At 63.6% G+C, this 24,283-nt stretch carries 17 protein-coding genes and 3 tRNA genes; 11 read left to right on the top strand and 9 right to left on the bottom strand.

Annotated elements, in window-relative coordinates; all coding sequences use genetic code 11:
* The first annotated feature begins 76 nt into the window (after positions 1-76).
* Complete coding sequence (locus ACSX1C_RS04810) at positions 77-1,819, top strand: ABC transporter substrate-binding protein (protein ID WP_439888475.1); 1,743 nt, start codon at positions 77-79, stop codon at positions 1,817-1,819.
* A 73-nt stretch (positions 1,820-1,892) separates the two neighbouring features.
* Here ACSX1C_RS04810 and folD read toward each other — a convergent pair whose 3' ends face one another.
* Positions 1,893-2,747 (bottom strand): bifunctional methylenetetrahydrofolate dehydrogenase/methenyltetrahydrofolate cyclohydrolase FolD, encoded by an 855-nt coding sequence (gene folD / locus ACSX1C_RS04815; protein ID WP_439888476.1) that lies wholly within the window; start codon positions 2,745-2,747, stop codon positions 1,893-1,895.
* Between the two features lie 271 nt (positions 2,748-3,018).
* On the opposite strand from folD, the gene ACSX1C_RS04820 reads away from it, so the two are divergent.
* From ACSX1C_RS04820 to ACSX1C_RS04860, 9 genes are all read left to right on the top strand, one after another.
* A tRNA-Arg gene (locus tag ACSX1C_RS04820) sits at positions 3,019-3,095 on the top strand.
* Positions 3,096-3,129: 34 nt separating this feature from the next.
* Positions 3,130-3,205, top strand: a tRNA-His gene (locus ACSX1C_RS04825).
* 54 nt (positions 3,206-3,259) lie between these two features.
* A tRNA-Leu gene (locus ACSX1C_RS04830) sits at positions 3,260-3,344 on the top strand.
* 124 nt (positions 3,345-3,468) lie between these two features.
* Entirely contained in the window at positions 3,469-4,779 is a 1,311-nt protein-coding gene (gene tig / locus ACSX1C_RS04835; protein WP_439888477.1) for a trigger factor, read from the top strand.
* Positions 4,780-4,870: 91 nt separating this feature from the next.
* The gene (gene clpP, locus ACSX1C_RS04840; protein WP_208707018.1) at positions 4,871-5,512 is read left to right on the top strand and encodes an ATP-dependent Clp endopeptidase proteolytic subunit ClpP; all 642 of its coding nucleotides are present in this window, start codon (positions 4,871-4,873) and stop codon (positions 5,510-5,512) included.
* A gap of 108 nt (positions 5,513-5,620) precedes the next feature.
* A complete protein-coding gene (clpX, locus tag ACSX1C_RS04845; RefSeq protein ID WP_318641610.1) occupies positions 5,621-6,901 on the top strand; it encodes an ATP-dependent Clp protease ATP-binding subunit ClpX in 1,281 nt (426 codons plus the stop codon).
* A 145-nt stretch (positions 6,902-7,046) separates the two neighbouring features.
* A complete protein-coding gene (gene lon, locus ACSX1C_RS04850) occupies positions 7,047-9,443 on the top strand; it encodes an endopeptidase La (protein WP_439888478.1) in 2,397 nt (798 codons plus the stop codon).
* Positions 9,444-9,579: 136 nt separating this feature from the next.
* Positions 9,580-9,852 carry a nucleoid-associated protein HU-beta gene (gene hupB / locus ACSX1C_RS04855; protein WP_003239952.1) on the top strand — a complete coding sequence of 91 codons (273 nt, stop codon included), beginning with the start codon at positions 9,580-9,582 and terminating at the stop codon, positions 9,850-9,852.
* A 226-nt stretch (positions 9,853-10,078) separates the two neighbouring features.
* On the top strand, positions 10,079-11,944 hold the full coding sequence (locus tag ACSX1C_RS04860) for a SurA N-terminal domain-containing protein (RefSeq protein WP_439888479.1): 1,866 nt from the start codon (positions 10,079-10,081) through the stop codon (positions 11,942-11,944).
* A 62-nt stretch (positions 11,945-12,006) separates the two neighbouring features.
* Here the strand turns inward: ACSX1C_RS04860 and fabI are convergent, their stop codons facing one another.
* The 6 genes from fabI to ACSX1C_RS04890 are packed head-to-tail and all read right to left on the bottom strand — an operon-like array spanning position 12,007 to position 20,216.
* Positions 12,007-12,801, bottom strand: coding sequence for an enoyl-ACP reductase FabI (gene fabI, locus ACSX1C_RS04865; RefSeq protein ID WP_439888480.1), 795 nt, complete (start codon positions 12,799-12,801; stop codon positions 12,007-12,009).
* Between the two features lie 30 nt (positions 12,802-12,831).
* Positions 12,832-14,445, bottom strand: coding sequence for an ABC transporter ATP-binding protein (locus ACSX1C_RS04870; protein ID WP_439888481.1), 1,614 nt, complete (start codon positions 14,443-14,445; stop codon positions 12,832-12,834).
* A gap of 1 nt (position 14,446) precedes the next feature.
* Positions 14,447-15,466 (bottom strand): ABC transporter permease, encoded by a 1,020-nt coding sequence (locus tag ACSX1C_RS04875; protein WP_439888482.1) that lies wholly within the window; start codon positions 15,464-15,466, stop codon positions 14,447-14,449.
* A 1-nt stretch (position 15,467) separates the two neighbouring features.
* On the bottom strand, positions 15,468-16,541 hold the full coding sequence (locus ACSX1C_RS04880) for a microcin C ABC transporter permease YejB (RefSeq protein ID WP_439888483.1): 1,074 nt from the start codon (positions 16,539-16,541) through the stop codon (positions 15,468-15,470).
* 1 nt (position 16,542) lies between these two features.
* The gene (locus ACSX1C_RS04885) at positions 16,543-18,390 is read right to left on the bottom strand and encodes an extracellular solute-binding protein (protein WP_439888484.1); all 1,848 of its coding nucleotides are present in this window, start codon (positions 18,388-18,390) and stop codon (positions 16,543-16,545) included.
* Positions 18,387-20,216 carry an extracellular solute-binding protein gene (locus ACSX1C_RS04890; protein ID WP_318641545.1) on the bottom strand — a complete coding sequence of 610 codons (1,830 nt, stop codon included), beginning with the start codon at positions 20,214-20,216 and terminating at the stop codon, positions 18,387-18,389. Before ACSX1C_RS04890 ends, ACSX1C_RS04885 begins: the two co-directional genes overlap by 4 nt.
* A gap of 146 nt (positions 20,217-20,362) precedes the next feature.
* Here ACSX1C_RS04890 and ACSX1C_RS04895 point away from each other — a divergent pair, with 146 nt between their 5' ends.
* On the top strand, positions 20,363-21,808 hold the full coding sequence (locus ACSX1C_RS04895; protein WP_439888485.1) for an HDOD domain-containing protein: 1,446 nt from the start codon (positions 20,363-20,365) through the stop codon (positions 21,806-21,808).
* Here the strand turns inward: ACSX1C_RS04895 and ACSX1C_RS04900 are convergent, their stop codons facing one another.
* Both ACSX1C_RS04900 and gloB read right to left on the bottom strand, forming a co-directional pair.
* Positions 21,809-23,365: a lytic transglycosylase domain-containing protein gene (locus ACSX1C_RS04900; RefSeq protein ID WP_369959276.1), complete on the bottom strand. Its 1,557-nt coding sequence runs from the start codon at positions 23,363-23,365 to the stop codon at positions 21,809-21,811.
* A gap of 100 nt (positions 23,366-23,465) precedes the next feature.
* Positions 23,466-24,239 carry a hydroxyacylglutathione hydrolase gene (gene gloB / locus ACSX1C_RS04905; protein WP_439889368.1) on the bottom strand — a complete coding sequence of 258 codons (774 nt, stop codon included), beginning with the start codon at positions 24,237-24,239 and terminating at the stop codon, positions 23,466-23,468.
* Between the last annotated feature and the right edge of the window lie 44 nt (positions 24,240-24,283).

The following is a 24,283-nucleotide window of genomic DNA, read 5'->3' on the forward strand; positions in this document are numbered from 1 at the left end:
TGCGCCGCCGGCAAGGTTGCGGTGGCGAGGAGCGGGCGATGCGCGGCCTCTTATAAAACCTGAGATGGAGGTCTCCATGTTCGACAATAACAACAACACCCGACATAGCATGGCCCTGGCCGCCTTGCTGGCGCTGTCCGGCCTGAGCGGCGCGGCCTGGGCGGATGCCTACGAGGAGGCGGCGAAGAAATGGATCGCCGAGGAATTCAATCCCTCGACCCTGACGCCGGAACAGCAGCTGGCCGAGCTGCAGTGGTTCATCAAGGCGGCCGAACCGTTCCGCGGCATGAGCATCAGCGTCGCCTCGGAAACCATCGCCACCCATGAATACGAGTCCAAGGTGCTGGCCAAGGCGTTCAGCGAGATCACCGGCATCCAGCTCAAGCACGACCTGATGCAGGAAGGCGACGTGGTGGAGAAGCTGCAGACCCAGATGCAGTCGGACAAGAACATCTACGACGGCTACATCAACGATTCGGACCTGATCGGCACCCACTTCCGCTACGGCAAGGCGGTGGCGATCAGCGACATGATGGAAGGCGAGGGCAAGGCGGTGACCTCGCCGACCCTGGACCTGCAGGACTTCATCGGCCTGTCCTTCACCAGTGGCCCGGACGGCAAGCTGTACCAGCTGCCCGACCAGCAGTTCGCCAACCTCTACTGGTTCCGCGCCGACTGGTTCGAGCGCCCGGAACTCAAGACCAGGTTCAAGGAAATCTACGGCTATGAGCTGGGGGTGCCGGTCAACTGGTCGGCCTACGAGGACATCGCCGAGTTCTTCTCCGAGAAGGTCAAGGAGATCGACGGCCAGCGTGTCTACGGTCACATGGATTACGGCAAGAAGGACCCGTCCCTGGGCTGGCGCTTCACCGATGCCTGGTTCTCCATGGCCGGTGGCGGCGACAAGGGGCTGCCCAACGGCCTGCCGGTGGACGAGTGGGGCATCCGTGTCGACGGTTGCCGGCCGGTCGGCTCCAGTGTCGAGCGCGGTGGCGACACCAACGGCCCGGCGGCGGTCTACGCCACCACCAAGTATGTCGACTGGATGCGTCAGTATGCGCCGCCGGAAGCCCAGGGTATGACCTTCTCCGAGGCCGGCCCGGTGCCGGCCCAAGGCAACATCGCCCAGCAGATCTTCTGGTACACCGCCTTCACTGCGGACATGACCAAGCCGGGGCTGGCGGTGGTCAACGGCGACGGCACGCCGAAGTGGCGCATGGCGCCCTCGCCCAAGGGCCCGTACTGGGAGGAGGGGATGAAGCTCGGCTATCAGGATGCCGGCTCCTGGACCTTCCTCAAGTCGACGCCGGAGAAGCAGCGCCTGGCAGCCTGGCTGTACGCCCAGTTCGTCACCTCCAAGACCGTGTCGCTGAAGAAGACCCTGGTCGGCCTGACGCCGATCCGCGAGTCGGACATCAACTCCCAGGCGATGACCGATGCGGCGCCCAAGCTGGGGGGGCTGGTGGAGTTCTACCGTAGTCCGGCCCGGGTGCAGTGGACGCCGACCGGCACCAACGTGCCGGACTACCCGCGCCTGGCGCAGCTATGGTGGCAGTTCATCGCCGAAGCGGCCAGCGGCGACAAGTCGCCGCAGGAGGCGCTCGATGGCCTGGCGGCGGCGCAGGACACCATGCTCGGTCGTCTCGAGCGCTCCGGTGTGCTGGGTGAGTGCGGCCCCAAGTTGAACGAGCCGCGTGACCGGCAGTACTGGCTGGATCAGCCGGGGGCGCCGAAGGCCAAGCTGGCCAACGAAAAGCCCAAAGGGGAAACCATCGGCTATGACCAGTTGCTGAAGTCCTGGCAGCAGGCGCAGAAGTAGCCGCACGAGCGGCTGCTCCGCGCAAAAGAAAACGGCACCCTCGGGTGCCGTTTCTCGTCTCTGAACCCTGGGTTCAGTCGTGCAGGTGTTCAGCCGCGTGCAGGGTGTTCTCCAGCAGGCCGGCACGGGTCATGGGGCCGACACCGCCGGGCACCGGCGTGATCCACCCGGCGCGGGACAGGGCGGTTTCGTACACCACGTCGCCGATCAGCTTGCCATCGGCCTGGCGGTTGATCCCCACATCGATGACGATCGCCCCCTCCTTGATCCACTCGCCCTTGACCAGGCCCGGCTTGCCGGTTGCGACCACCACGATGTCGGCCTGGCCGACATGCTGTGGCAGGTCCTTGGTGAAACGGTGGGTGATGGTGACGGTGCAGCCGCCGAGCAGCAGTTCCATGGCCATCGGCCGGCCGACGATGTTCGAGGCGCCCACGACCACGGCATGCAGGCCGTAGAGGTCCACGCCGGTGCTCTGCAGCAGGGTCATGATGCCCTTCGGCGTGCAGGGGCGCAGCAATGGCATGCGTTGGGCCAGGCGGCCGATGTTGTAGGGGTGGAAACCATCCACGTCCTTGTCCGGACGAATGCGCTCCAACAGCAAGGAGGCGTCCATGTGAGCGGGCAGTGGCAGTTGCACCAGAATGCCATCGACGCTCGGATCGTCATTGAGGCGGTCGATCAGCGCCAGGAGTTCCTCTTGGCTGGTGCTGGCCGGTAGGTCGTAGGCTTGGGAGAGGAAGCCCACTTCTTCACAGTCTTTGCGCTTGTGCGCGACATAGACCTGAGAGGCTGGGTCGCTGCCGACCAGGATCACCGCCAGGCCGGGGGCCCGCAGGCCCTGCTCGCGTCGCTCGGCGACCCGTTGGGCGATCTGCTGGCGGAGGCTGGCGGCGATCGCTTTGCCGTCGATCAATTGTGCGGTCATTGCGCTAGATAAACCATTGGAAAGGATTGAAAAAGGACGCGCATTCTCGCATGGCGAGGCGGTGCGGCAAAGGCGCCACCCCAGGATTTTCGCGTAACCCCTTTATCTCGCTGAACTTTTTTTAAAATTAGTGTTGACGGCCCATGGGTGCCTCTATAACATGCGCCCCGCTTGTCGAGCACAGCCAGTCGCTGGGTAAGACGGCAAAGGCAGAGGTTGCAAAGCCTCCGCCGAAGCCGAAAGCTTTAAGTCTGCGCTTGCAGATGGATAGGCGCCCGTAGCTCAGCTGGATAGAGCATCCGCCTTCTAAGCGGATGGTCGCAGGTTCGAGTCCTGCCGGGCGTGCCATTTGGCAGCTTTGGCACAAGCAAAGCGTAATATGGTGGGCGTAGCTCAGTTGGTAGAGCACAGGATTGTGGCTCCTGGTGTCGTGGGTTCGATCCCCATCGTCCACCCCATATTCCAAAACGCCAGGCCGAAAGCCTGGCGTTTTTGTTTTATAGTCTGACCACGCGGACGTGGTGAAATTGGTAGACACACCAGATTTAGGTTCTGGCGCCGCAAGGTGTGAGAGTTCGAGTCTCTCCGTCCGCACCATCTTCTTTCCCTCCCGATTGCCGCCTGCATCTAGGGTGACTTCTGTAAATTGACCCTCTAGAATGCATGCCCTTGATCTGGGGCCGGAAACGGCCGGCTTATGTCTGTGCAACGAGGAATATCCATGCAAGTTTCTGTTGAAAGCACTTCTGCTCTTGAGCGCCGCATGACCGTCGGCGTTCCCGTCGAGCGCATCGAGACTGAAGTCAACAAGCGTCTGCAGCAGACTGCCCGTCGTGCCAAGGTTCCTGGCTTCCGTCCCGGCAAAGTGCCGATGAGCGTGATCCGCCAGCGCTATGAAGCGTCCGCGCGCCAGGAAGCCCTGGGTGACCTGATCCAAGAGACCTTCTATGAGGCCGTTGTCGAGCAGAAGCTGAACCCGGCCGGTGCTCCGGCTGTCGAGCCGAAGCCGTTCGAGAAGGGCAAGGATCTGGAATATGTGGCCACCTTCGAGGTGTTCCCGGAGTTCCAGGTGCAGGGTTTCGAGTCCATCGCGATCGAGCGCCTGCAGGCCGAGGTCGGCGATGCCGACGTGGACAACATGCTGGACATTCTGCGCAAGCAGAACACCCGTTTCGAGGTCGCCGAGCGCGCCGCCGAGAATGGTGATCAGCTGAACATCGACTTCGTCGGCAAGATCGAAGGCGAAGCCTTCGCCGGCGGTTCGGCCAAGGGCACCCAGTTGGTGCTGGGCTCCGGTCGCATGATTCCGGGCTTCGAAGACGCCCTGGTGGGTGCCAAGGCGGGCGAAGAGCGCGTCATCAACCCGACCTTCCCCGAGGATTACCAGAACCTGGACCTGGCCGGCAAGGTCGCCGAGTTCAGCGTCACGGTAAACAGCGTTTCCGCGCCGCAGCTGCCCGAGCTGAACGACGAGTTCTTCGCCCAGTTCGGCGTCAAGGACGGTGGTCTGGAAGGTTTCCGCGCCGAAGTGCGCAAGAACATGGAGCGCGAGCTGCGCCAGGCCGTCAAGTCCAAGGTCAAGAACCAGGTGATGGACGGTTTGCTGGCGGCCAACCCGATCGAGGTGCCGAAGGCGCTGCTGGGCAACGAAGTCAATCGTCTGCGTGTGCAGGCGGTCCAGCAGTTCGGTGGCAACATCAAGCCTGAGCAGCTGCCGGCCGAGTTGTTCGAGGAGCAGGCCAAGCGTCGTGTGGTGCTCGGTCTGATCGTCGCCGAGGTGGTCAAGCAGTTCGAGCTGAAGCCGGACGAAGAGCGCGTGCGTGAGCTGATCCAGGAGATGGCTTCGGCCTATCAGGAGCCCGAGCAGGTCGTGGCCTGGTACTACAAAAACGACCAGCAAATGAACGAAGTGCGTTCGGTTGTGCTGGAAGAGCAAGTTGTAGATACTGTTTTGCAGAAGGCCAACGTGACCGACAAAGCGGTCTCTTACGAAGAAGCTGTCAAGCCGGCGGAAGCGCCCAAAGCCGACTGATTCTTTACCTCGTTCGAACACGCCATAAGCCAGCCTCCGCGCTGGCTTATGCGTATTTGTGACATGACTATTTAGGGAGCGAGTGCAAGACATGTCCCGCAATCCTTTTATGCAACACATGCCTGACATCCAAGCTGCCGGCGGCCTGGTGCCGATGGTGATCGAGCAGTCGGCTCGCGGCGAGCGCGCCTACGACATCTACTCGCGTCTGCTCAAGGAGCGGGTGATCTTCCTGATCGGCCCGGTCGAGGACTACATGGCCAACCTAGTCGCGGCCCAGTTGCTGTTCCTCGAGGCCGAGAACCCGGACAAGGACATTCACCTGTACATCAACTCGCCGGGCGGGTCGGTGACTGCGGGCATGTCGATCTACGACACCATGCAGTTCATCAAGCCCGATGTGTCGACCATCTGCATCGGTCAGGCCTGCAGCATGGGCGCCTTGCTGCTGGCCGGCGGCGCCGCGGGCAAGCGTTACTGCCTGCCGCACTCGCGGATGATGATCCATCAGCCCCTGGGCGGCTTCCAGGGCCAGGCCTCGGACATCGAGATTCATGCCCGCGAGATCCTGACCATTCGCGAGCGGCTGAACAAGATCCTCGCCGACCACACCGGCCAGCCGATCGAAGTGATCGCCCGCGACACCGACCGCGACAATTTCATGAGCGGCGAGGATGCGGTCAAGTATCGCCTGATCGATCAGGTGCTGAGCAAGCGTCAACTGGCGGGCTAAGCGGCTTGCGTATGGGGCGGCTGGATTGTTCCAGCCGCCGCGCGGGCTTGAAAACGCCCGCATTTGCCTTCATCTTGTGTTTCAAGCCTACCGTATTGGATTGATCGAATGACTGATACCCGCAACGGCGAGGACAACGGCAAGCTGCTTTATTGCTCCTTCTGCGGCAAGAGCCAGCACGAAGTACGCAAATTGATTGCCGGGCCCTCTGTCTTTATCTGCGACGAGTGCGTCGACCTGTGCAACGACATCATCCGCGAGGAGGTGCAGGAAGCTCAGGCCGAGAGCAGTGCGCACAAGTTGCCTGCGCCCAAGGAGATCAGCACCATCCTGGATCAGTATGTGATCGGTCAGGAGCGTGCGAAGAAGGTCCTCTCGGTAGCGGTGTACAACCACTACAAGCGCCTCAATCAGCGCGACAAGAAGGACGACGTCGAACTGGGCAAGAGCAATATCCTGCTGATCGGTCCCACCGGTTCGGGCAAGACCCTGCTGGCCGAGACCCTGGCGCGCCTGCTCAACGTACCGTTCACCATCGCCGATGCCACCACCCTGACAGAGGCGGGTTACGTCGGGGAGGATGTCGAGAACATCATCCAGAAGCTGTTGCAGAAGTGCGACTACGATGTCGAGAAGGCCCAGATGGGCATCGTCTACATCGACGAGATCGATAAGATTTCGCGCAAGTCCGACAACCCCTCGATCACTCGCGATGTGTCGGGCGAGGGCGTGCAGCAGGCCTTGCTCAAGCTGATCGAAGGTACCGTCGCCTCGGTCCCGCCGCAGGGCGGCCGCAAGCACCCGCAGCAGGAGTTCCTGCAGGTCGACACGCGCAACATCCTGTTCATCTGTGGCGGTGCCTTCTCCGGCCTGGAGAAGGTCATCCAGGGGCGCTCGACCAAGGGCGGGATCGGCTTCAATGCCGAGGTGCGCAGCAAGGATCTGGGCAAGAAGGTCGGCGAGTCGTTGCGTGAGGTGGAGCCGGACGACCTGGTGAAGTTCGGCCTGATTCCCGAGTTCGTCGGCCGCCTGCCGGTCATCGCGACCCTGGAGGAGCTGGACGAGGCCGCCTTGATGCAGATCCTCACCGAACCCAAGAACGCCCTGACCAAGCAGTATGCCAAGCTGTTCGAGATGGAAGGGGTGGAGCTGGAGTTCCGCCCGGACGCGCTGAAAGCGGTCTCGAACAAGGCCTTGGAGCGCAAGACCGGGGCCCGTGGCCTGCGCTCGATACTCGAAGGCATCCTGCTCGACACCATGTACGAGATCCCTTCGCAGTCGGAAGTCAGCAAGGTGGTCATCGACGAAAGCGTGATCGACGGTTCGTCCAAGCCGCTGTTGATCTATGAGAACAGCGAGGCGCCTGCCAAGGCAGCGCCGGACGCGTGACCGTTACATCCTGAATGCAAAGGGGCCTGCGGGCCCCTTTGCATTTCCAGTGCTAGCGCTTGTTTTTTGCGGGGGCTACCCCCATCTTAGGGCCAAGGGTATTCCCATCTGTTTACGGCCGTATGGCCGCCGTAGAGCCGAAATCATGAAGACAACCATCGAATTGCCTCTCTTGCCGCTGCGCGATGTCGTGGTCTATCCGCACATGGTGATCCCGCTGTTCGTCGGGCGCGAGAAATCCATCGAAGCCCTGGAGGCGGCGATGACGGGGGAGAAGCAGATCCTGCTGCTCGCCCAGAAGAACCCCGCGGACGATGATCCGGGTGAAGAGGGGCTCTACCGGGTCGGCACCGTGGCGACGGTCCTGCAACTGCTGAAGCTGCCGGACGGCACGGTCAAGGTGCTGGTCGAGGGCGAGCAGCGGGGCGAGATCGAGCGGTTCATCGAGGCCGAGGACCACTGCCGCGCCGAGGTGCAGCTGCTCGACGAGGTCGAGACCGCCGAGCGTGAGTCCGAGGTCTTCGTGCGCAGCCTGCTCAGCCAGTTCGAGCAGTACGTGCAGCTTGGCAAGAAAGTGCCGGCCGAGGTGCTGTCGTCGCTCAACAGCATCGACGAGCCGAGTCGCCTGGTCGACACCATGGCCGCGCACATGGCGCTGAAGATCGAGCAGAAGCAGGAAATCCTCGAGATCACCGACTTGTCGGCGCGGGTCGAGCACGTACTGGCGCTGCTGGACGCCGAGATCGACCTGTTGCAGGTCGAGAAGCGCATCCGTGGTCGGGTGAAGAAGCAGATGGAGCGCAGTCAGCGCGAGTACTACCTGAATGAGCAAATGAAGGCCATCCAGAAGGAGCTCGGCGATATCGACGAAGGCCACAGCGAGCTGGATGAGCTGAAGAGGCGCATCGAGAATGCCGGCCTGACCAAGGAAGCCTACGACAAGGCGCAGACCGAGCTGAACAAGCTCAAGCAGATGTCGCCGATGTCGGCCGAGGCCACCGTGGTGCGCTCCTATATCGACTGGCTGGTGAACGTGCCGTGGAAGGCGCACAGCAAGGTGCGCCTGGATCTGGCGCGGGCCGAGGCCATCCTCAATGCCGATCACTATGGCCTGGAAGAGGTCAAGGAGCGCATCCTCGAGTACCTCGCGGTGCAGAAGCGGGTGAAGAAGATCAAGGGGCCGGTGCTCTGTCTGGTCGGGCCGCCGGGGGTGGGCAAGACCTCCCTGGCCGAGTCGATCGCCCACTCGACCAATCGCAAGTTCGTGCGCATGGCCTTGGGCGGCGTGCGCGATGAGGCGGAGATCCGCGGTCATCGGCGGACCTATATCGGTTCGATGCCGGGCCGGCTGATCCAGAAGATGACCAAGGTGGGCGTGCGCAACCCGCTGTTCCTGCTCGACGAGATCGACAAGATGGGTCAGGACATGCGCGGCGATCCGGCCTCGGCCCTGCTCGAGGTGCTCGATCCGGAGCAGAACCACAACTTCAACGATCACTACCTGGAAGTCGATTACGACCTCTCCGACGTGATGTTCCTCTGCACCGCCAACTCCATGAACATTCCGGCGCCGTTGCTGGACCGCATGGAGGTGATTCGCCTGCCCGGTTACACTGAGGATGAGAAGGTCAACATCGCCATCAAGTACCTGGCGCCGAAGCAGATCCAGGTCAACGGCCTGAAGAAAGGCGAATTGGCGTTCGAGGAGGCGGCGATTCGCGACATCATCCGCTACTACACCCGCGAGGCGGGGGTGCGCAGCCTGGAGCGGCAGATCGCCAAGGTGTGCCGTCGGGCGGTGAAGGAGCATGCCCGGCAGAAGCGTTTCGAGGTGCTGGTCACCGCCGAGTCGCTCGAGCATTTCCTCGGTGTGCGCAAGCACCGTTATGGCCTGGCCGAGCAGGAAGACCAGATCGGTCAGGTGACCGGGTTGGCCTGGACCCAGGTGGGCGGCGAACTGCTGACCATCGAGGCGGCGGTCGTGCCCGGCAAGGGCCAGTTGATCAAGACCGGTTCGCTGGGCGACGTGATGGTGGAGTCGATCACCGCCGCGCAAACCGTGGTGCGCAGCCGCGCCAAGAGCCTGGGCGTGGCCCTGGATTTCTATGAGAAGCGCGATATCCATATCCACATGCCCGAGGGCGCGACGCCCAAGGACGGCCCCAGTGCCGGTGTGGGCATGTGCACGGCTCTGGTCTCGGCCCTGACCCAGATCCCGGTGCGGGCCGATGTGGCCATGACCGGCGAGATTACCCTGCGCGGCCAGGTGCTGGCGATCGGTGGACTAAAAGAAAAATTGCTGGCGGCTCATCGGGGCGGAATCAAAACAGTGATCATTCCTGAAGAAAATGTCCGCGACTTGAAAGAAATTCCTGAAAATATAAAGCAAGACCTGCAGATTAAACCCGTTAAATGGATTGACGAGGTCCTGCAAATTGCGCTGCAATACGCCCCGGAGCCCTTGCCCGATGCGGCTCCCGAGCTGGTTGCAAAGGATGAGAAGCGCGAGTCTGATTCCAAGGAGCGAATTAGCACGCATTAGCCGGGGGGCTTTCTTGACACAATTTTAGAGCCCTTGATATAAAGCGGCTCTTATTGTGTCTGCAGGCCGCCCAGCACCCGCTTTGCTTACACTAAAAATCAAGAAACAAACTCAACAGAAATTAAGGGGACTTAGAGTGAACAAGTCGGAACTGATTGATGCTATCGCTGCATCTGCTGATATCCCGAAAGCTGTTGCTGGCCGCGCGCTGGACGCAGTGATTGAATCCGTCACCGGCGCTCTCAAGGCTGGTGACTCCGTCGTACTGGTTGGTTTCGGTACCTTCGCCGTCAAAGAGCGCGCCGCTCGCACTGGCCGTAACCCGCAGACCGGTAAGCCGATCAGCATCGCCGCTGCTAAGATCCCAGGTTTCAAGGCTGGCAAAGCCCTGAAGGACGCAGTCAACTAAGCGTCTTTCGGGCCTTGCCCTTCCAGTTCGGCTGTGAGGTCGGGCTGGTAGCGGAGCGGTGATTCAGCCGGTCAGACACCGGCCGTAACGCCGGAAGTCACGGGCTCGAGTCTCGTCCGCTCCGCAAGTCACGCGAAGGCGCATCCCCGGATGCGCCTTTCTTCTATCTGGATATTACCCACGCTGCGCGGCTGTTTATTATTCGTACAGTCGTTCTGGGGGACGCATGCTGCAGAACATCAGGGACAATTCACAGGGGTGGATTGCCAAAACCATTATCGGCCTTATCGTCGTGCTGCTGGCGCTGACCGGTGTCGAGGCCGTATTCACCGGTACCAGCAACAGCCAGAACGCCGCCGAGGTGAATGGCGAAAAGGTCAGCTTGAATCAGCTGGGGCAGGCGGTCGAGATGCAGCGGCGTCAGCTGTTGCAGCAGCTCGGCAAGGACTTCGACGCATCCCTGCTGGATGAGAAGCTGCTGCGCGAGTCGGCGCTCAATGGCTTGATCGAGCGGACTCTGCTGTTGCAGGCCGCGGCGGATGCAGACTTCGCGTTCTCCGAGCAGGCGCTCGATCAGCTGATCCTGCAGACCCCGGAGTTTCAGGTGGACGGCAAGTTCAACGCCGATCGCTTCGATCAGGTCATTCGCCAGCTGGGCTATAGCCGCCTGCAGTTCCGCCAGATGCTGGCCCAGGAAATGCTCATCGGCCAGCTGCGGGCGGGGCTGGCCGGCAGCGGCTTCGTCACCGACGCCCAAGTCGAAGCCTTCGCCCGCCTGGAGCAGCAGACCCGTGACTTCGCCACGCTGCGGGTGCCGGCTGATACCGCGGCGGTGCAGTTGAGCGATGACGACGTCAAGGCTTACTACGAGGCCCAGGCCAGCCAGTTCATGAGCCCTGAGCAGGTGGTCCTGGAGTACCTCGAGCTGAAGAAGGATGCCTTCTTCGATCAGGTGGAAGTGGCTGACGAAGACCTGCAGAGCGCCTACCAGAGCGAGATCGCCAATCTGGCCGAGCAACGCCGAGCGGCGCACATCCTGATCGAGGTCAGCGACGCGGTTGACGAGGGGCAGGCCAAGGCCAAGATCGACGAGGTCCAGAAGCGCCTGCAGCAGGGCGAGGAGTTCGCGGCGCTGGCCAAGGAGCTCTCCGAGGACCCGGGTTCGGCGACCGAGGGCGGCGATCTGGGCTATGCCGGGCAGGGTGTGTACGATCCGGCCTTCGAAGAGGCCCTGTATGCCCTGGGCGAGGGCGAGGTTTCCGCGCCGGTCCGCAGCGAGTTCGGCTGGCACCTGATCAAGCTGCTGGGTGTACAGGCGCCCGAGGTGCCGAGCTTCGACAGCCTGAAGGACAAGCTGGTACGCGACCTGAAGGCGCAGCGGGTCGAGCAGCGTTTCGTCGAAGTTGCCAAGCAGCTGGAAGACCTGGCGTTCGAGTCCTCCGATCTGGCCCAGCCTGCTCAGGAGCTCGGTTTGGAGGTGAGAACCACCGACGCCTTCGGCCGTGAAGGTGGCGAAGGGCTGGCGGCTAACCGCCAGGTTATCCAGGCGGCCTTCAGTGCGGAGGTGCTGGAGGACGGCAACAACAGCGCGACCATCGAGCTGGATCCGAACACCGTCGTGGTGGTGCGCGTCAAGGAGCACCGGAAGCCCGAGCAGTTGGCGCTGGAGCAGGTGGCCGACAGCATCCGTGCGCACCTGACCAGGGTGCGGGCCAGCGAGGCGGCGAAAGCCAAGGGCGAGGAGCTGTTGACGGCATTGCGCGACGGCAAGACGCCGGCCGAGCAGACGCAAGAATGGCAGCCGGTCGAGGCGGCCACGCGCAGCCATGAGGGTGTCGAGCCGGTGGTGCTGCAGGCGCTGTTCCGTATGCCCAAGCCGAGCGATTCCGGCCAGCCGAGCTTCGCCGGCGTGGGCCTGGACAACGGTGACTTCGTGGTGATCCGCCTGAACGGCGTGAGCGAGCCGCAGGAAGCGTTGGCCGAGGAGGAGAAGTCCATGTACCGCCGCTTCCTGGCCTCGCGCAGTGGTCAGCAGGACTTCGCCGCCTTCCGCAAGCAACTGGAAGCGCAAGCGGATATCGAGCGGTTCTGATAACCGTCGAGTCATAAAAAAGCCCGCTTTCGCGGGCTTTTTTATTGTCGCCGTTGGCTCGATCAGTCTTCCATCGCGCCCATGGCGGTGGTGTTGAAGCCGCCGTCGACGTACATGATCTCACCGCTGACGCCCGAGGCCAGGTCGGAGCAGAGGAAGGCGCCGGCATTGCCGACCTCCTCGATGGTCACGTTGCGGCGCAGCGGGGTCTGCTTCTCGTTGGCGGCCAGCATCTTGCGGAAGCTGGCAATGCCGCTGGCGGCGAGGGTGCGGATCGGGCCTGCGGAGATGGCGTTGACGCGGGTGCCTTCCGGGCCGAGGCTGGCGGCCAGGTAGCGGACTCCGGCTTCCAGGCTGGCCTTGGCCATGCCCATCACGTTGTAGTTCGGCATGGTGCGCTCGGCGCCCAGGTAGGAGAGGGTCAGCAGGCTGCCGTTGCGCCCCTTCATCATTTCGCGACCGGCCTTGGCCAGGGCGACGAAGCTGTAGGCGCTGATGTCGTGGGCGATCTTGAAGCCTTCGCGGGTGGTGACTTCGGTGAAGTCGCCGTTGAGCTGATCACCCGGGGCGAAACCGACCGAGTGGACGATGCAGTCCAGGCCGTCCCACTTCTTGCTCAGGGCCTCGAACACGCTGACGATCTCGTCATCGTTGGCCACGTCGCAGGGGAAGCACAGCTCGGGGCCCGAACCCCAGCCGGCGGCGAACTCTTCGACCCGGCCCTTGAGCTTCTCGTTCTGATAGGTGAAAGCCAGTTCGGCGCCCTCGCGGTGCATGGCCGCGGCGATGCCCGAGGCGATGGACAGTTTGCTGGCAACGCCAACGATCAGTACGCGCTTACCGCTTAGAAAACCCATGTGTACGCTTCCTCTTCCTGCTTTCAAGGATTAGTCGGCAGCGCCTGGAGCCAGAAAGGCGGCTTCCAGCAGCTGCCGAGTGTAAATATGCTGCGGTGCGGCGAAGATCTGCTCTGCCGCCCCCTGTTCCACTACTTGTCCTTCCTTGACCACGATCAGCTGGTGGCTCAGTGCCCGAACCACCGCCAGGTCATGGCTGATAAACAGGTACGTCAGGTTGTGCTTGATCTGCAGCGAGCGCAGCAACTCGACGACCTGGCGCTGGACTGTGCGGTCGAGCGCCGAGGTGGGCTCGTCCAGCAGTATCAGCGCCGGTTTCAACACCAGTGCCCGGGCGATGGCGATCCGTTGCCGTTGCCCGCCGGAAAACTCGTGGGGGTAGCGGTGCCGGGTCTCCGGGTCCAGGTCTACCTCCACGAGCGCGTCGATGATCGCTTGTTCCTGTTCGTCCCGCGTGCCCATGCGATGGATGTGCAGGCCTTCGCCTACGATCTGGCCCACCGACATCCGCGGACTCAGGCTGCCGAAGGGGTCCTGGAACACCACCTGCATCTGCCGGCGCAGCGGACGCACGGCATGCTGCGACAACCCCTGCAGTGCCTGACCCTGGAAGCGGATGGCGCCCTGACTGCCGAGCAGTCGCAGGATCGCCAGCCCCAGGGTCGACTTGCCGGAACCGCTTTCGCCGACTATGCCCAGGGTCTGCCCCTGGGGCAGGCTGAAGCTGATCCCGTCCACCGCCTTGACATGACCGACGGTGCGACGCAGCAGGCCCTTCTTGATCGGGAACCATACGCGCAGATCGTCGATTTCCAGCAGCGGCTCGCCGGCCTCGACGGCCACCGGGTCGCCGCTGGGCTCGGCGCCGAGCAGTTCCTGGGTATAGGGATGCTGCGGCGTTCGGAACAAATTTTCACACGACGCTTGTTCGACGACCTTTCCGCTCTGCATGACACATACCCGATGGGCAATTCGTCGTACCAGGTTGAGGTCATGGCTGATCAGCAGCAGCGCCATGCCCAGGCGGGCCTGCAGATCCTTGAGCAGCTCGAGGATTTTCAGCTGCACGGTCACGTCCAGGGCGGTAGTCGGCTCGTCGGCGATCAGCAGTTCCGGTTCGTTGGCCAGGGCCATGGCGATCATCACCCGCTGGCGTTGGCCGCCGGAGAGTTCATGGGGGTAGGCCTTGAGGCGCTTGTGCGGTTCGGGGATGCCGACCAGGTCGAGCAGTTCCAAAGTTCGCTCGGTGGCAGCCTTGCCGCTCAGGCCCTTGTGCAGGGCGAGCACCTCGTTGATCTGCTTCTCGATGCTGTGCAGCGGGTTGAGGGAGGTCATGGGCTCCTGAAAGACCATGGCGATGCGGTTGCCGCGCAGCTCGCGTAGACGCTTCTCGTCGAGCTTGAGCAGGTCTTCGCCGGCGTAGTGGATGCTGCCGGCCGGGTGCTGGGCCAGGGGGTAGGGCAGCAGGCGCAGGATCGAGTGAGCGGTGACCGACTTGCCGGACCCGCTTTCGCCGACCAGGGCCAGGGTTTCGCCACGCTGGATGGAGAAACTGACAGCTTCGACCACGCGTTGCCTGTGCTCGCCGGTGACGAATTCGACGGCCAGGTCGCGTACTTCGATCAGGGGGGCGGAGTCGCTCATCTCATTTCCTCGGGTCGAAGGCATCGCGTGCCGCTTCGCCGATAAACACCAGCAGGCTGAGCATCAGGGCGAGTACGGCGAAGGCGGTCATCCCCAGCCAGGGGGCCTGCAGGTTGGCCTTGCCCTGGGCGACCAGCTCGCCGAGCGACGGTGCCCCCGGCGGCAGGCCGAAGCCGAGGAAGTCCAGGGCGGTGAGGGTGCCGATGGCGCCGGTGAGGATGAAGGGCATGAAGGTCATGGTCGAGACCATGGCGTTGGGCAGGATGTGGTGGAACATGATGGCGCCGTTCTCCATGCCCAGGGCGCGGGCGGCGCGCACGTACTCCAGGTTGCGGCCACGGAGGAACTCGGCGCGCACCACATCCACCAGGCTCATCCAGGAGAACAGCAGCATGATGCCCAGCAACCACCAGAAATTCGGCTGCACGAAGCTGGCCAGGATGATCAGCAGGTAGAGCACCGGCAGGCCGGACCAGACCTCGAGGAAGCGCTGCCCCAACAGGTCGACCCAGCCGCCGTAGAAGCCCTGCAGGGCGCCGGCGAGCACGCCGATGATGGAACTGAGCAGGGTCAGGGTCAGGGCGAACAGCACCGAGATGCGGAAGCCGTAGATGACCCGGGCCAGTACGTCGCGACCCTGGTCGTCGGTGCCCAGCCAGTTGGCCGCCGAGGGCGGCGCCGGGGCCGGCACCTCCAGATCGTAGTTGATGCTCGAATAGCTGAAGGGGATCGGCGGCCACAGCATCCAGCCGTCCTTCTCCGCGATCAGCCCCTGGATGTAGGGGCTCTTGTAGTTGGCCTGCAGCGGGAATTCGCCGCCGAAGGTGGTTTCCGGGTAACGCTTGAGCACGGGGAAGTACCACTGGCCGTCGTACTGCACGACCAGGGGCTTGTCGTTGGCGATCAGCTCGGCGCCCAGGGTCAGGACGAACAGCACGAGGAAGATCCACAGCGACCACCAGCCGCGCTTGTGGGCCTTGAAGCGCTGGAAGCGCCGTTGATTGATAGGAGACAGGGCCATCTCAGTTCTCCCGGCTTTCGAAGTCGATGCGCGGATCGACCAGGGTGTAGGTGAGATCGCCGATCAGCTTCAGGATCAGCCCCAGCAGGGTGAAGATGAACAGGGTGCCGAAGACCACCGGATAGTCGCGGTTGATGGCGGCCTCGAAGCTCATCAGGCCCAGACCGTCGAGGGAGAAGATCACCTCGATCAGCAGGGAGCCGGTGAAGAAGATGCCGATCAGCGCCGCCGGGAAGCCGGCGATGATGATCAGCATGGCATTGCGGAACACATGGCCGTAGAGCACGCCGTTCTTCGACAGCCCCTTGGCCCGGGCGGTGGTCACGTACTGTTTGTTGATCTCGTCGAGGAAGCTGTTCTTGGTCAGCAGGGTCAGGGTGGCGAAGTTGCCGATGACCAGTGCGGTGACCGGCAGGGCCAGATGCCAGAAGTAGTCGAGGATCTTGCCGCCGAGGCTGAGCTGATCGAAGTTGTTCGAGGTCAGGCCACGCAGGGGGAACCAGTCGAAGTAGCTGCCACCGGCGAACAGCACGATCAGCAGGATGGCGAAGAGGAAAGCCGGTATGGCATAGCCGACGATGATCGCCGAGCTGGTCCAGACGTCGAAGGCGCTGCCGTGGCGCACGGCCTTGGCGATGCCCAGGGGGATGGACACCAGGTACATGATCAGGGTGCTCCACAGCCCGAGAGATGCCGATACCGGCATCTTCTCGACGATCAGGTCGATCACCTTGGCGTCACGGAAGAAACTCTCGCCGAAGTCCAGTTGGGCGTAGTTCTTCAGCATGATCCAGAAGCGTTCCGGGGCCGGCTTGTCGAAGCCGTACAGGCGCTCGATCTCGGCGATCAGCTCGGGGTCCAGGCCCTGGGCGCCGCGATAGTTGGAGCCGGCCACCGCCACCTCGGCGCCGCCGCCGGCAATGCGGCTGGTGGCGCCCTCGAAGCCTTCCAGCTGGGCGATCATCTGCTCCACCGGGCCGCCGGGGGCGGCCTGGATGATGATGAAGTTGAGCAGCAGGATGCCGAACAGGGTGGGAATGATCAGCAACAGGCGACGCAGGATATACGCCAGCATGCTAGTGCTCCGTGCTCGCCAGGTCGGCCTCGGTTGGCGTCGCCGAGGTCTGCGGCAGTTTGCGGAACCACCAGGTGTTCAGGCCGATGTCGTACAGCGGGGTGACCTGGGGGTGGGCCAGGTGGTTCCAGTAGGCCACGCGCCAGGTCTTGATGTGCCAGTTGGGAATGACGTAGTGGCCCCACAGCAATACCCGGTCCAGGGCGCGGGTGTGGTCGATCAGGCTCTGGCGCGAGTCGGCGTTGATCAGGCCGTCGACCAGCTGGTCGATGGCCGGGTCCTTGAGGCCGATGAGGTTGCGGCTGCCGGGGTTGTCGGCGCTGCTGGAGTGCCAGTACTCGCGCTGCTCGTTGCCCGGCGAGTTGGACTGGCCGAAGCCGCTGACGATCAGGTCGAAATCCCGCGAGCGCAGGCGGGTGATGTACTGGGAGACATCCACCCGGCGAATCACCAGTTCCATGCCGAGATCGGCCAGGTTGCGCTTGAAGGGCAGCAGCACCCGTTCGAACTCCGTCTGCGCCAGGAGAAACTCGAAACGCACCGGCGTGCCCGTGGCGTCGAGCATATGGTCGCCCTCGACCCGCCAGCCGGCTTCCTGCAGCAGCTGGTAGGCGCGGCGCTGCTGCTCGCGGATGATGCCGCTGGCATCGGTGGTCGGTGGGCGGAACTCGTCGGTGAACACCTCGGGCGGAATCTGCTCGCGCAGCGGCTCGAGTATCTGCAGTTCGGCCTCGCTGGGCAGGCCGCGGGAGGCCAGTTCGGAATTGTCGAAATAGCTGCGGGTACGGCTGTAGGCACCGTTGAACAGCTGCTTGTTGGCCCACTCGAAATCGAACAGCAGGCCGAGGGCCTCGCGTACCCGGCGGTCCTGGAACAGCGGCCGACGGATATTGAAGACGAAACCCTGCATGCCGGTGGGGTTGTGGTTGTCGATTTCTTCCTTGATCAGCTGGCCGTTGGCCACGGCCGTGGTGTCGTAGGCGCTGGCCCAGTTCTTCGCGCTGGTTTCCAGCCAGTAATCGAACTGCCCGGCCTTGAGCGCCTCCAGGGCCACGGTGTTGTCGCGGTAGTAGTCGATGCGCATGCGTTCGAAGTTGTAGAAGCCGCGGTTCACCGGCAGGTCCTTGCCCCACCAGTCCTCGACCCGCTCATAGACGATGGAGCGGCCAGCCTTGACCTCGACGACCCGATAGGGGCCGCTGCCCAGGGGGATGTCCAGGTTGCCCTTGGCGAAGTCGCGCTCGGCCCACCAGTGTTTGGGCAGCACCGGCAACTGGCCGAGGATCAGCGGCAGCTCGCGGTTACCGGCGTGCTTGAAGACGAAGCGCACCGTATTCGGGCTTTCGACCTCGACTCGCTCGACGTCGGCGTAATAGGCCCGGTACAGCGGCGCGCCATGCTCGATCAGGGTCTCGAAGGTGAACTTGACGTCCTCGGCCGTGACCGGCTGGCCGTCGTGGAAGCGCGCCTCGGGGCGCAGGTAGAAGCGCACCCAGGCGTTGTCCGGGGCCTTCTCCATTTTCTCGGCCAAGAGGCCGTACTCGGTGAAGGGCTCGTCCAGGCTGTGGCGGGTCAGGGTGTCATAGATCAGGCCGATGTCGTCGGCCGCCACCCCTTTGTTGATGAAGGGGTTGAGGCTGTCGAAACTGCCGAAGCCGGACTGACGCAGGGTGCCGCCCTTGGGCGCATCCGGGTTCACGTAGTCGAAGTGCTGGTAGTCGGCCGGGTACTTGGGGGCCTCGTCGTACAGGGTCAGCGCGTGTTGCGGCGCCGCCTGGCTCAGGCCGGCCAGGGCCAACAGCACCAGGCCGCTGCCGTGTGCAAGGAGGGCGCGCAGGGAGTGCGTCATCGAGTGGTCTCCGAGGATTTCAGCCACCAGGTGCGCAGCCCCAGGGTGTAGGGCGGGGTGGTGACGAAGGCGAAGCGGTTCCAGTACGCCAGGCGGTGGTGGCTGATGTACCAGTTGGGGATGGTGTAGTGCTGCCATAGCAGCACCCTGTCCAGGGCGCGGGTCGCGGCTACCTGCTGGTGACGGGTCTTGGCCGCCAGCAGCTTGTCGAGCAGGGCATCGACCACCGGGTTGTCGATGCCTGCATAGTTCTTGCCCCCCTTGACCTTGGCCTGGCTGGAGTGGAAGTACAGCCACTGTTCCAGGCCGGGGCTGAGGGTCTGCGGCAGGGTCAGCAGGATCATGTCGAAGTCGAACTGGTCCAGGCGCTGCTTGTACTGGGCCCGGTCGACGGTGCGCAGGTTGGCCTCGATGCCGATGCGCGCCAGGTTCTCGGCATAGGGCTGGAGGATCCGCTCCAGCCTGGGGTTGACCAGTAGAATCTCGAACTGCAGCGGCTGGCCATCCTCGTTGAGCAGGCGCTGGCCGCGTGGTTTCCAGCCCGCCTCGGCCAGCAGCTTCAAGGCGCGGCGCAGGGTGTCGCGCGGAATGCCGCGACCGTTGGTTTGCGGCATCTTGAAGGGCTCGGTGAACAGGCGCGCCGGCAACTGTTTGCGGTACGGGGACAACAGCAGCCACTCGGCGCCCTTGGGCTTGCCGGTGGCGGAGAACTCGCTGTTCGGGTAGTAACTCTGGGCCCGGGTATAGGCGCTGTTGAACAGCGCGCGGTTGGTCCACTCGAAGTCGAACATCAGGCCGATGGCCTCGCGCACCTTGCGTTCGGCGAAGGTCGCGCGCCGGGTGTTCATGAACAGCGCCTGGGTCTGGGTGGGGATCTGGTGGGGGATTTCCGCACGAATCACCTCGCCACGCTCCACGGCCGGAAAACGGTAGCCGCTGGCCCAGTTCTTCGCCTGCTGCTCGATATAGAAGTCGAACTCCCCGGCTTTGAAGGCTTCGAAGGCGACGTGACTGTCGCGATAGAACTCCACGTTGACCCGGTCGAAGTTGTACTTGCCGCGGTTGACCGGCAGCTGCTCGCCCCACCAGTTCTTGACCCGCTCGAAGACCAGGCTGCGCCCCGGCTTCACCTCGGTGATGCGATAGGGACCGCTGCCCAATGGCGGCTCGAAGGTGGTGGCCTTGAAGTCGCGGTCCTTCCAGTAGTGCTGGGGCAGCACCGGCAGTTCGCCCAGGCGCAGGATCAGCAGCGGATTGCCCGAGCGTTTGAAGACGAAGCGGATGCGATGACGGTTGAGAATGTCGACCCGCTTCACCTCCTGCAGGTGGGTGCGGTATTGCGGATGGCCGTCCTTGAGGAGCAGGCGGTAGGAAAATGCCACGTCGTAAGCCGTGATCGGCTTGCCGTCGTGGAAGCGCGCCTGCGGCCGCAGGTTGAACACCGCCCAGCTGCGATCCTCGCTGTACTCGACCGACTTGGCAATCAGGCCGTAGCTCGAGGCCGGTTCATCGCCGGAGGGATCGTAGGAATCGGTGCCGACCATCAGCGGTTCGTTCAGGCCGGTGATGCCGTATTGCAGGAAGTTGGCCGTGGAGATCGGGCTGGTGCCCTTGAGGGCGTAAGCGTTGAGCGTATCGAATGACCCCAGGGCCATCATGCGTACGGTGCCGCCCTTGGGGGCATCGGGGTTGACCCAGTCGAAGTGGCTGAAGCTGGCGGGGTACTTGAGTACGCCGAATTGCGCATAGCCGTGGCTTTCGCGGATAGCGGCCCAGGTCGGCAGGCTGAGGACCAGACCGAGGAGTAGCGGGAGGAGGGGACGCATCAGGTGAAATATCCGATCCGTGGCGGCTTTTGGGCTTCTTGTCCGGTACAGTAACAGCTTGTATCAGCTGGAAAAAGAGCGGGCCCGGGGGCAGGCTGCGGACGCCTTCTGACTACACTTGGACAACTCATTGCGAGGCCTCGAACTTGGATACACGTTGCCATGGTTTGCAGTCATGGATAGAGCGCTTGAACGAAGCCGAGTTGCCCGCGTTGGCGGCGGTGGTGCAGGACCTGCATCGCTTGGCCCAGGAGGAAACCTCTTCGGTCAAGCAGCTGGCCGACGTCCTGTTGCGCGACGCCTCCTTGACCTCCAAGGTTCTGCGCGTCGGTAACAGCGCATATTACAACCCTTCGCAGGAGAGCATCCGGACTATCTCTCGCGCCATCGTGCTGATCGGCTTCGACAACGTGCGTCTGATCGGCATGGCGGTGAGCCTGATCGATGGCCTGCTGACCCGGGTGCCGCGCGAACAGCTGCAGGCACTGCTGGCGCGCTCCTTCCATGCCGCGGTGCAGGCACGCAATATCGCCGGTTATGTGCTTTCCAGGCATCAGGAAGAGGTTTTTATCGCCGCCTTGCTGTTCCATCTGGGCGAGCTCGCCTTCTGGGGCTGCGGTGGCGAACAGGCGGACGAGTTGGCCCGTGCCCTGGACCAGGCGGGCGTCGATGAAGAGGCGGCGGTGCGCGCCGTACTCGGCACCAGTTTTCGTCAGCTGACCCTGGGGTTGGTCAAGGCCTGGAATCTCGGCGAGATCGCCAGCCTGGCCCATGGCGCCTCCAGCCGGAGCGATCCGGCGGTGTATGCCGTCAACCTGGGCACGCGGATCAGCGAGGCGGCGCTGGAGGGCTGGGATTCTCCGGCCATGGAGCAGCTGGTCCGGGAGTTGGCCGGCTTCGTCGGAGTGAGCCCGGAGGAGGCCATGCAGCAGGTGCTGGACAGCGCCGACGAGGCGGTCAGGGTGGCCAGCACCTTCGGTGCCGGCAAGCTCTGCAGCCTGATTCCCAATACCGACCCCGAGCAGATCCGCCTGCAGCAGGAGCAGCGCCGCGCGCGTCTGCTGCAGCCCGATCTGCAGGTCCTGCAGTCGGCGCTGCAGGCGCTCGGGCAGATGGCGGTGCGACGCGGCGAGGTCGGCGCGATTCTCGATACCCTGCTCGAGGGCTTGCACCGGGGCGTGGGGTTGGAGCGGGTCATGCTCGCGGTATTGGCCGACGGCCAGAGCTGCTTTCGCGCCAAGCGAGTTGCGGGAGAGGGCACGGCCGGTTGGCTGAGCGACTTCGAGCTGCCGTTCGAGCCGTCCAGCCAGAGCCATATCTTCGGCTACGTGCTGCGCGACAAGGAGGCGGTGTGGATGGGCGTGCCGGCCAGCTATGGCCTCAACGAGCTGGTGACCCAGGCCATTCGCGAAAAGCTCGGCCAGGGCATGTTCTTTATCGCGCCGCTACTGGCGGGCAAGCGTGAGATCGGTGTGCTCTATGCCGACAGCCGGGTCTCCGGGCGGGCGCTGAGTCATGAGCAGTTCGTCGCCTTTCAGCGCTTCGCCCAGCTCGGTGGTCGTTGCCTGGAGGCGTTGACCCGGCGCGACTGATCAGCGTGGCAGGTGCAGCGTCAGGGTCTGTCCGGGCTTGAGTGCGCTGCCGGTGCGTGGGTTCCAGCGTTGCAGGTGCTTCATCTGCACCTTGAAGCGTTTGGCGATCAGGTACAGCGAATCGCCTTTGCGGACCCTGTAATAGGTCGCATTGGTGCCGCCTTTGCTGGTGCCTGCGGAGGCATCCGACGCTTGCAGAATCAGGGTCTGGCCGACGCGCAGGTTGTTGCCCTGGAGCCGGTTCCAGCGTTGTACGTCCTTCACCGAAACCTGGTGGGTCTTGGCGATCTGCCAGAGGTTGTCGCCGCTCTTGACCCGATAGCTGCGTGGCGTGCCGGCAGTGCTGGCCAGGGCCGCGCGTGGCGCTTCCTGCACCCGCGTGCCCGGCTGGGCGGGAATGCTCAGTACCTGGCCGATGCGCAGGCGGTTGCTGGTGAGGCGGTTGAGGTCCTTGAGGGTGCTCACCTCGAGCTGGTAGCGATTGGCGATGGCGCTCAGGCTGTCGCCGCGGCGCACCCGATACTGCTGCCAGTCGACCAGCTCCTGGGGCTTGACCTGGGCCAGGTTGGCCGTGAGTAACTCGGCCTTGTCGGTCGGCACCAGCAGGTGCTGGGGGCCATCGAGGGTGATGCGCCGTTTGAAGGCCGGGTTGAGCTGATACAGCTCGTCCTCGTCCAGATCGGCCATGGCCGCCACGCGCGACAGGTCCATGCGCTGTTTGAGCTCGACCTTCTCGAAATAGGGTTCGTTGGCGATCGGGCCGAGGCTGACGCCATAGGCCTGGGGGCTCATGATCACCTGGGACAGGGCGAGCAGCTTGGGCACGTAGTTGCGCGTCTCGTTCGGCAGCGCCAGGTTCCAGTAGTCGGTGGGCAGGCCGAGCTGCTGGTTGCGCTCGATGGCACGGCTGACCCGGCCTTCGCCGGCGTTATAGGCGGCCAGGGCCAGCAGCCAGTCGCCGTTGAACATCTCGTGCAGGCGCGACAGGTAGTTCATCGCCGCGTTGGTCGAGGCCAGCACGTCGCGGCGCCCGTCGTACCAGCTGGTCTGGCGCAGATTGAAGTGGCGGCCGGTGGAGGGGATGAACTGCCACAGGCCGACGGCATCGGCGGGCGAATAGGCGAAGGGGTTGTAGGCGCTCTCGATCATCGGCAGCAGTGCCAGCTCCATTGGCATGCCGCGTTCTTCCAGGCGCTCGACGATGTAATAGATATAGGGGCTGCTGCGCTCGCTGACCTTCTCGACGAAGGAGGGGTTGCTGACGAACCACAGACGCTGCTGCTCGATGCGCGGGTTGATGCCGATCTCGTCCTGCAGCTGATAGCCGCCGCGGACCCGCTCCCAGATATCGTTCGGTTCCTCGGCATCGACCTCGGGCGTCAACCACTCGGGTTCCCGTTTCAGATCGGCCGCCAGGTCGCTCTCCCGGCCCAGGTCGCCATTGCCATTGCCCATGCTCTGGCAGCCGCCCAGAAGCATCGAGAACACCACCACGAGCGCCCCGGCGCTTTGTGCCAATGCCTTTGAAATCAAGGTCTTGCGTGGTGATAAAGGCATTGTTCGGCGCGCACTTCCCAGGCAAAAGAACGGGCGATTCTAGGAATCGTCACCCGGAGGGTCAAGTTTGCGGCGACCCTTTTGCGCAATCGTCGAGCTTTTAGAAGCGATCCTTCCAGGCCCGCAGGCAGGCGAACACCTCGCTCGAGGACCTTGCTCGAGGGCCGTCGTGCGCGTCGATCCGCGCCTGCACCGAGGCCTCGGTGCTGCGCAGGAAGGGGTTGGTTGCCTGCTCCAGGGCCAGGGTGGAGGGCAGGCTGACACGCCCGGCCTGGCGCCACTCGGCGACCTGCTGCAGGCGTCGGGCGATCTGCGGGTTGTCCGGCTCGACCGCCTGGGCGAAGCGCAGGTTGCTCAGGGTGTATTCATGGGTGCAGTACACCAGGGTTTGACCGGGCAGCGCCGCCAGGCGGTCGAGCGAGTCATGCATCTGCTGCGGGGTGCCTTCGAACAGGCGGCCGCAGCCGGCGGCGAACAGGGTGTCGCCGCAGAACAGCCAGTGCTGCTCGGCCTGGTAATAGGCGATATGGCCCAGGGTATGCCCCGGTACCGCGATGATGGCGAAGCTGTGGCCGAGCACCTCGACCCTGTCCCCTTCGCCCAGGGCCAGGTCGCGGGCGGGGATCTGCTCCTTGGCCGGGCCGAGCACGCGGGCACCGCTCGTCGCTTTCAGTCGCTCCACCCCGCCGATATGGTCATGGTGATGGTGAGTGATCAGAATGTCGCTCAGTTCCCACCCCGGATGTTCGGCCAGCCAGGCCAGTACGGGGGCCGCGTCGCCGGGGTCGACGACCGCGCAGCGGCGCGTCGTGGCGTCTTGCAGCAACCAGATATAGTTGTCGGTAAAGGCGGGTAGGGCGTCGATCTTGATCATGGTGTGGGTCGCTAAGCGGTTCACAAAGGTGCATCTTAGGCCTC

The organism is Pseudomonas sp. MBLB4123, from assembly GCF_051904775.1.
GTDB classification, from domain to species: domain Bacteria; phylum Pseudomonadota; class Gammaproteobacteria; order Pseudomonadales; family Pseudomonadaceae; genus Aquipseudomonas; species Aquipseudomonas benzenivorans_B.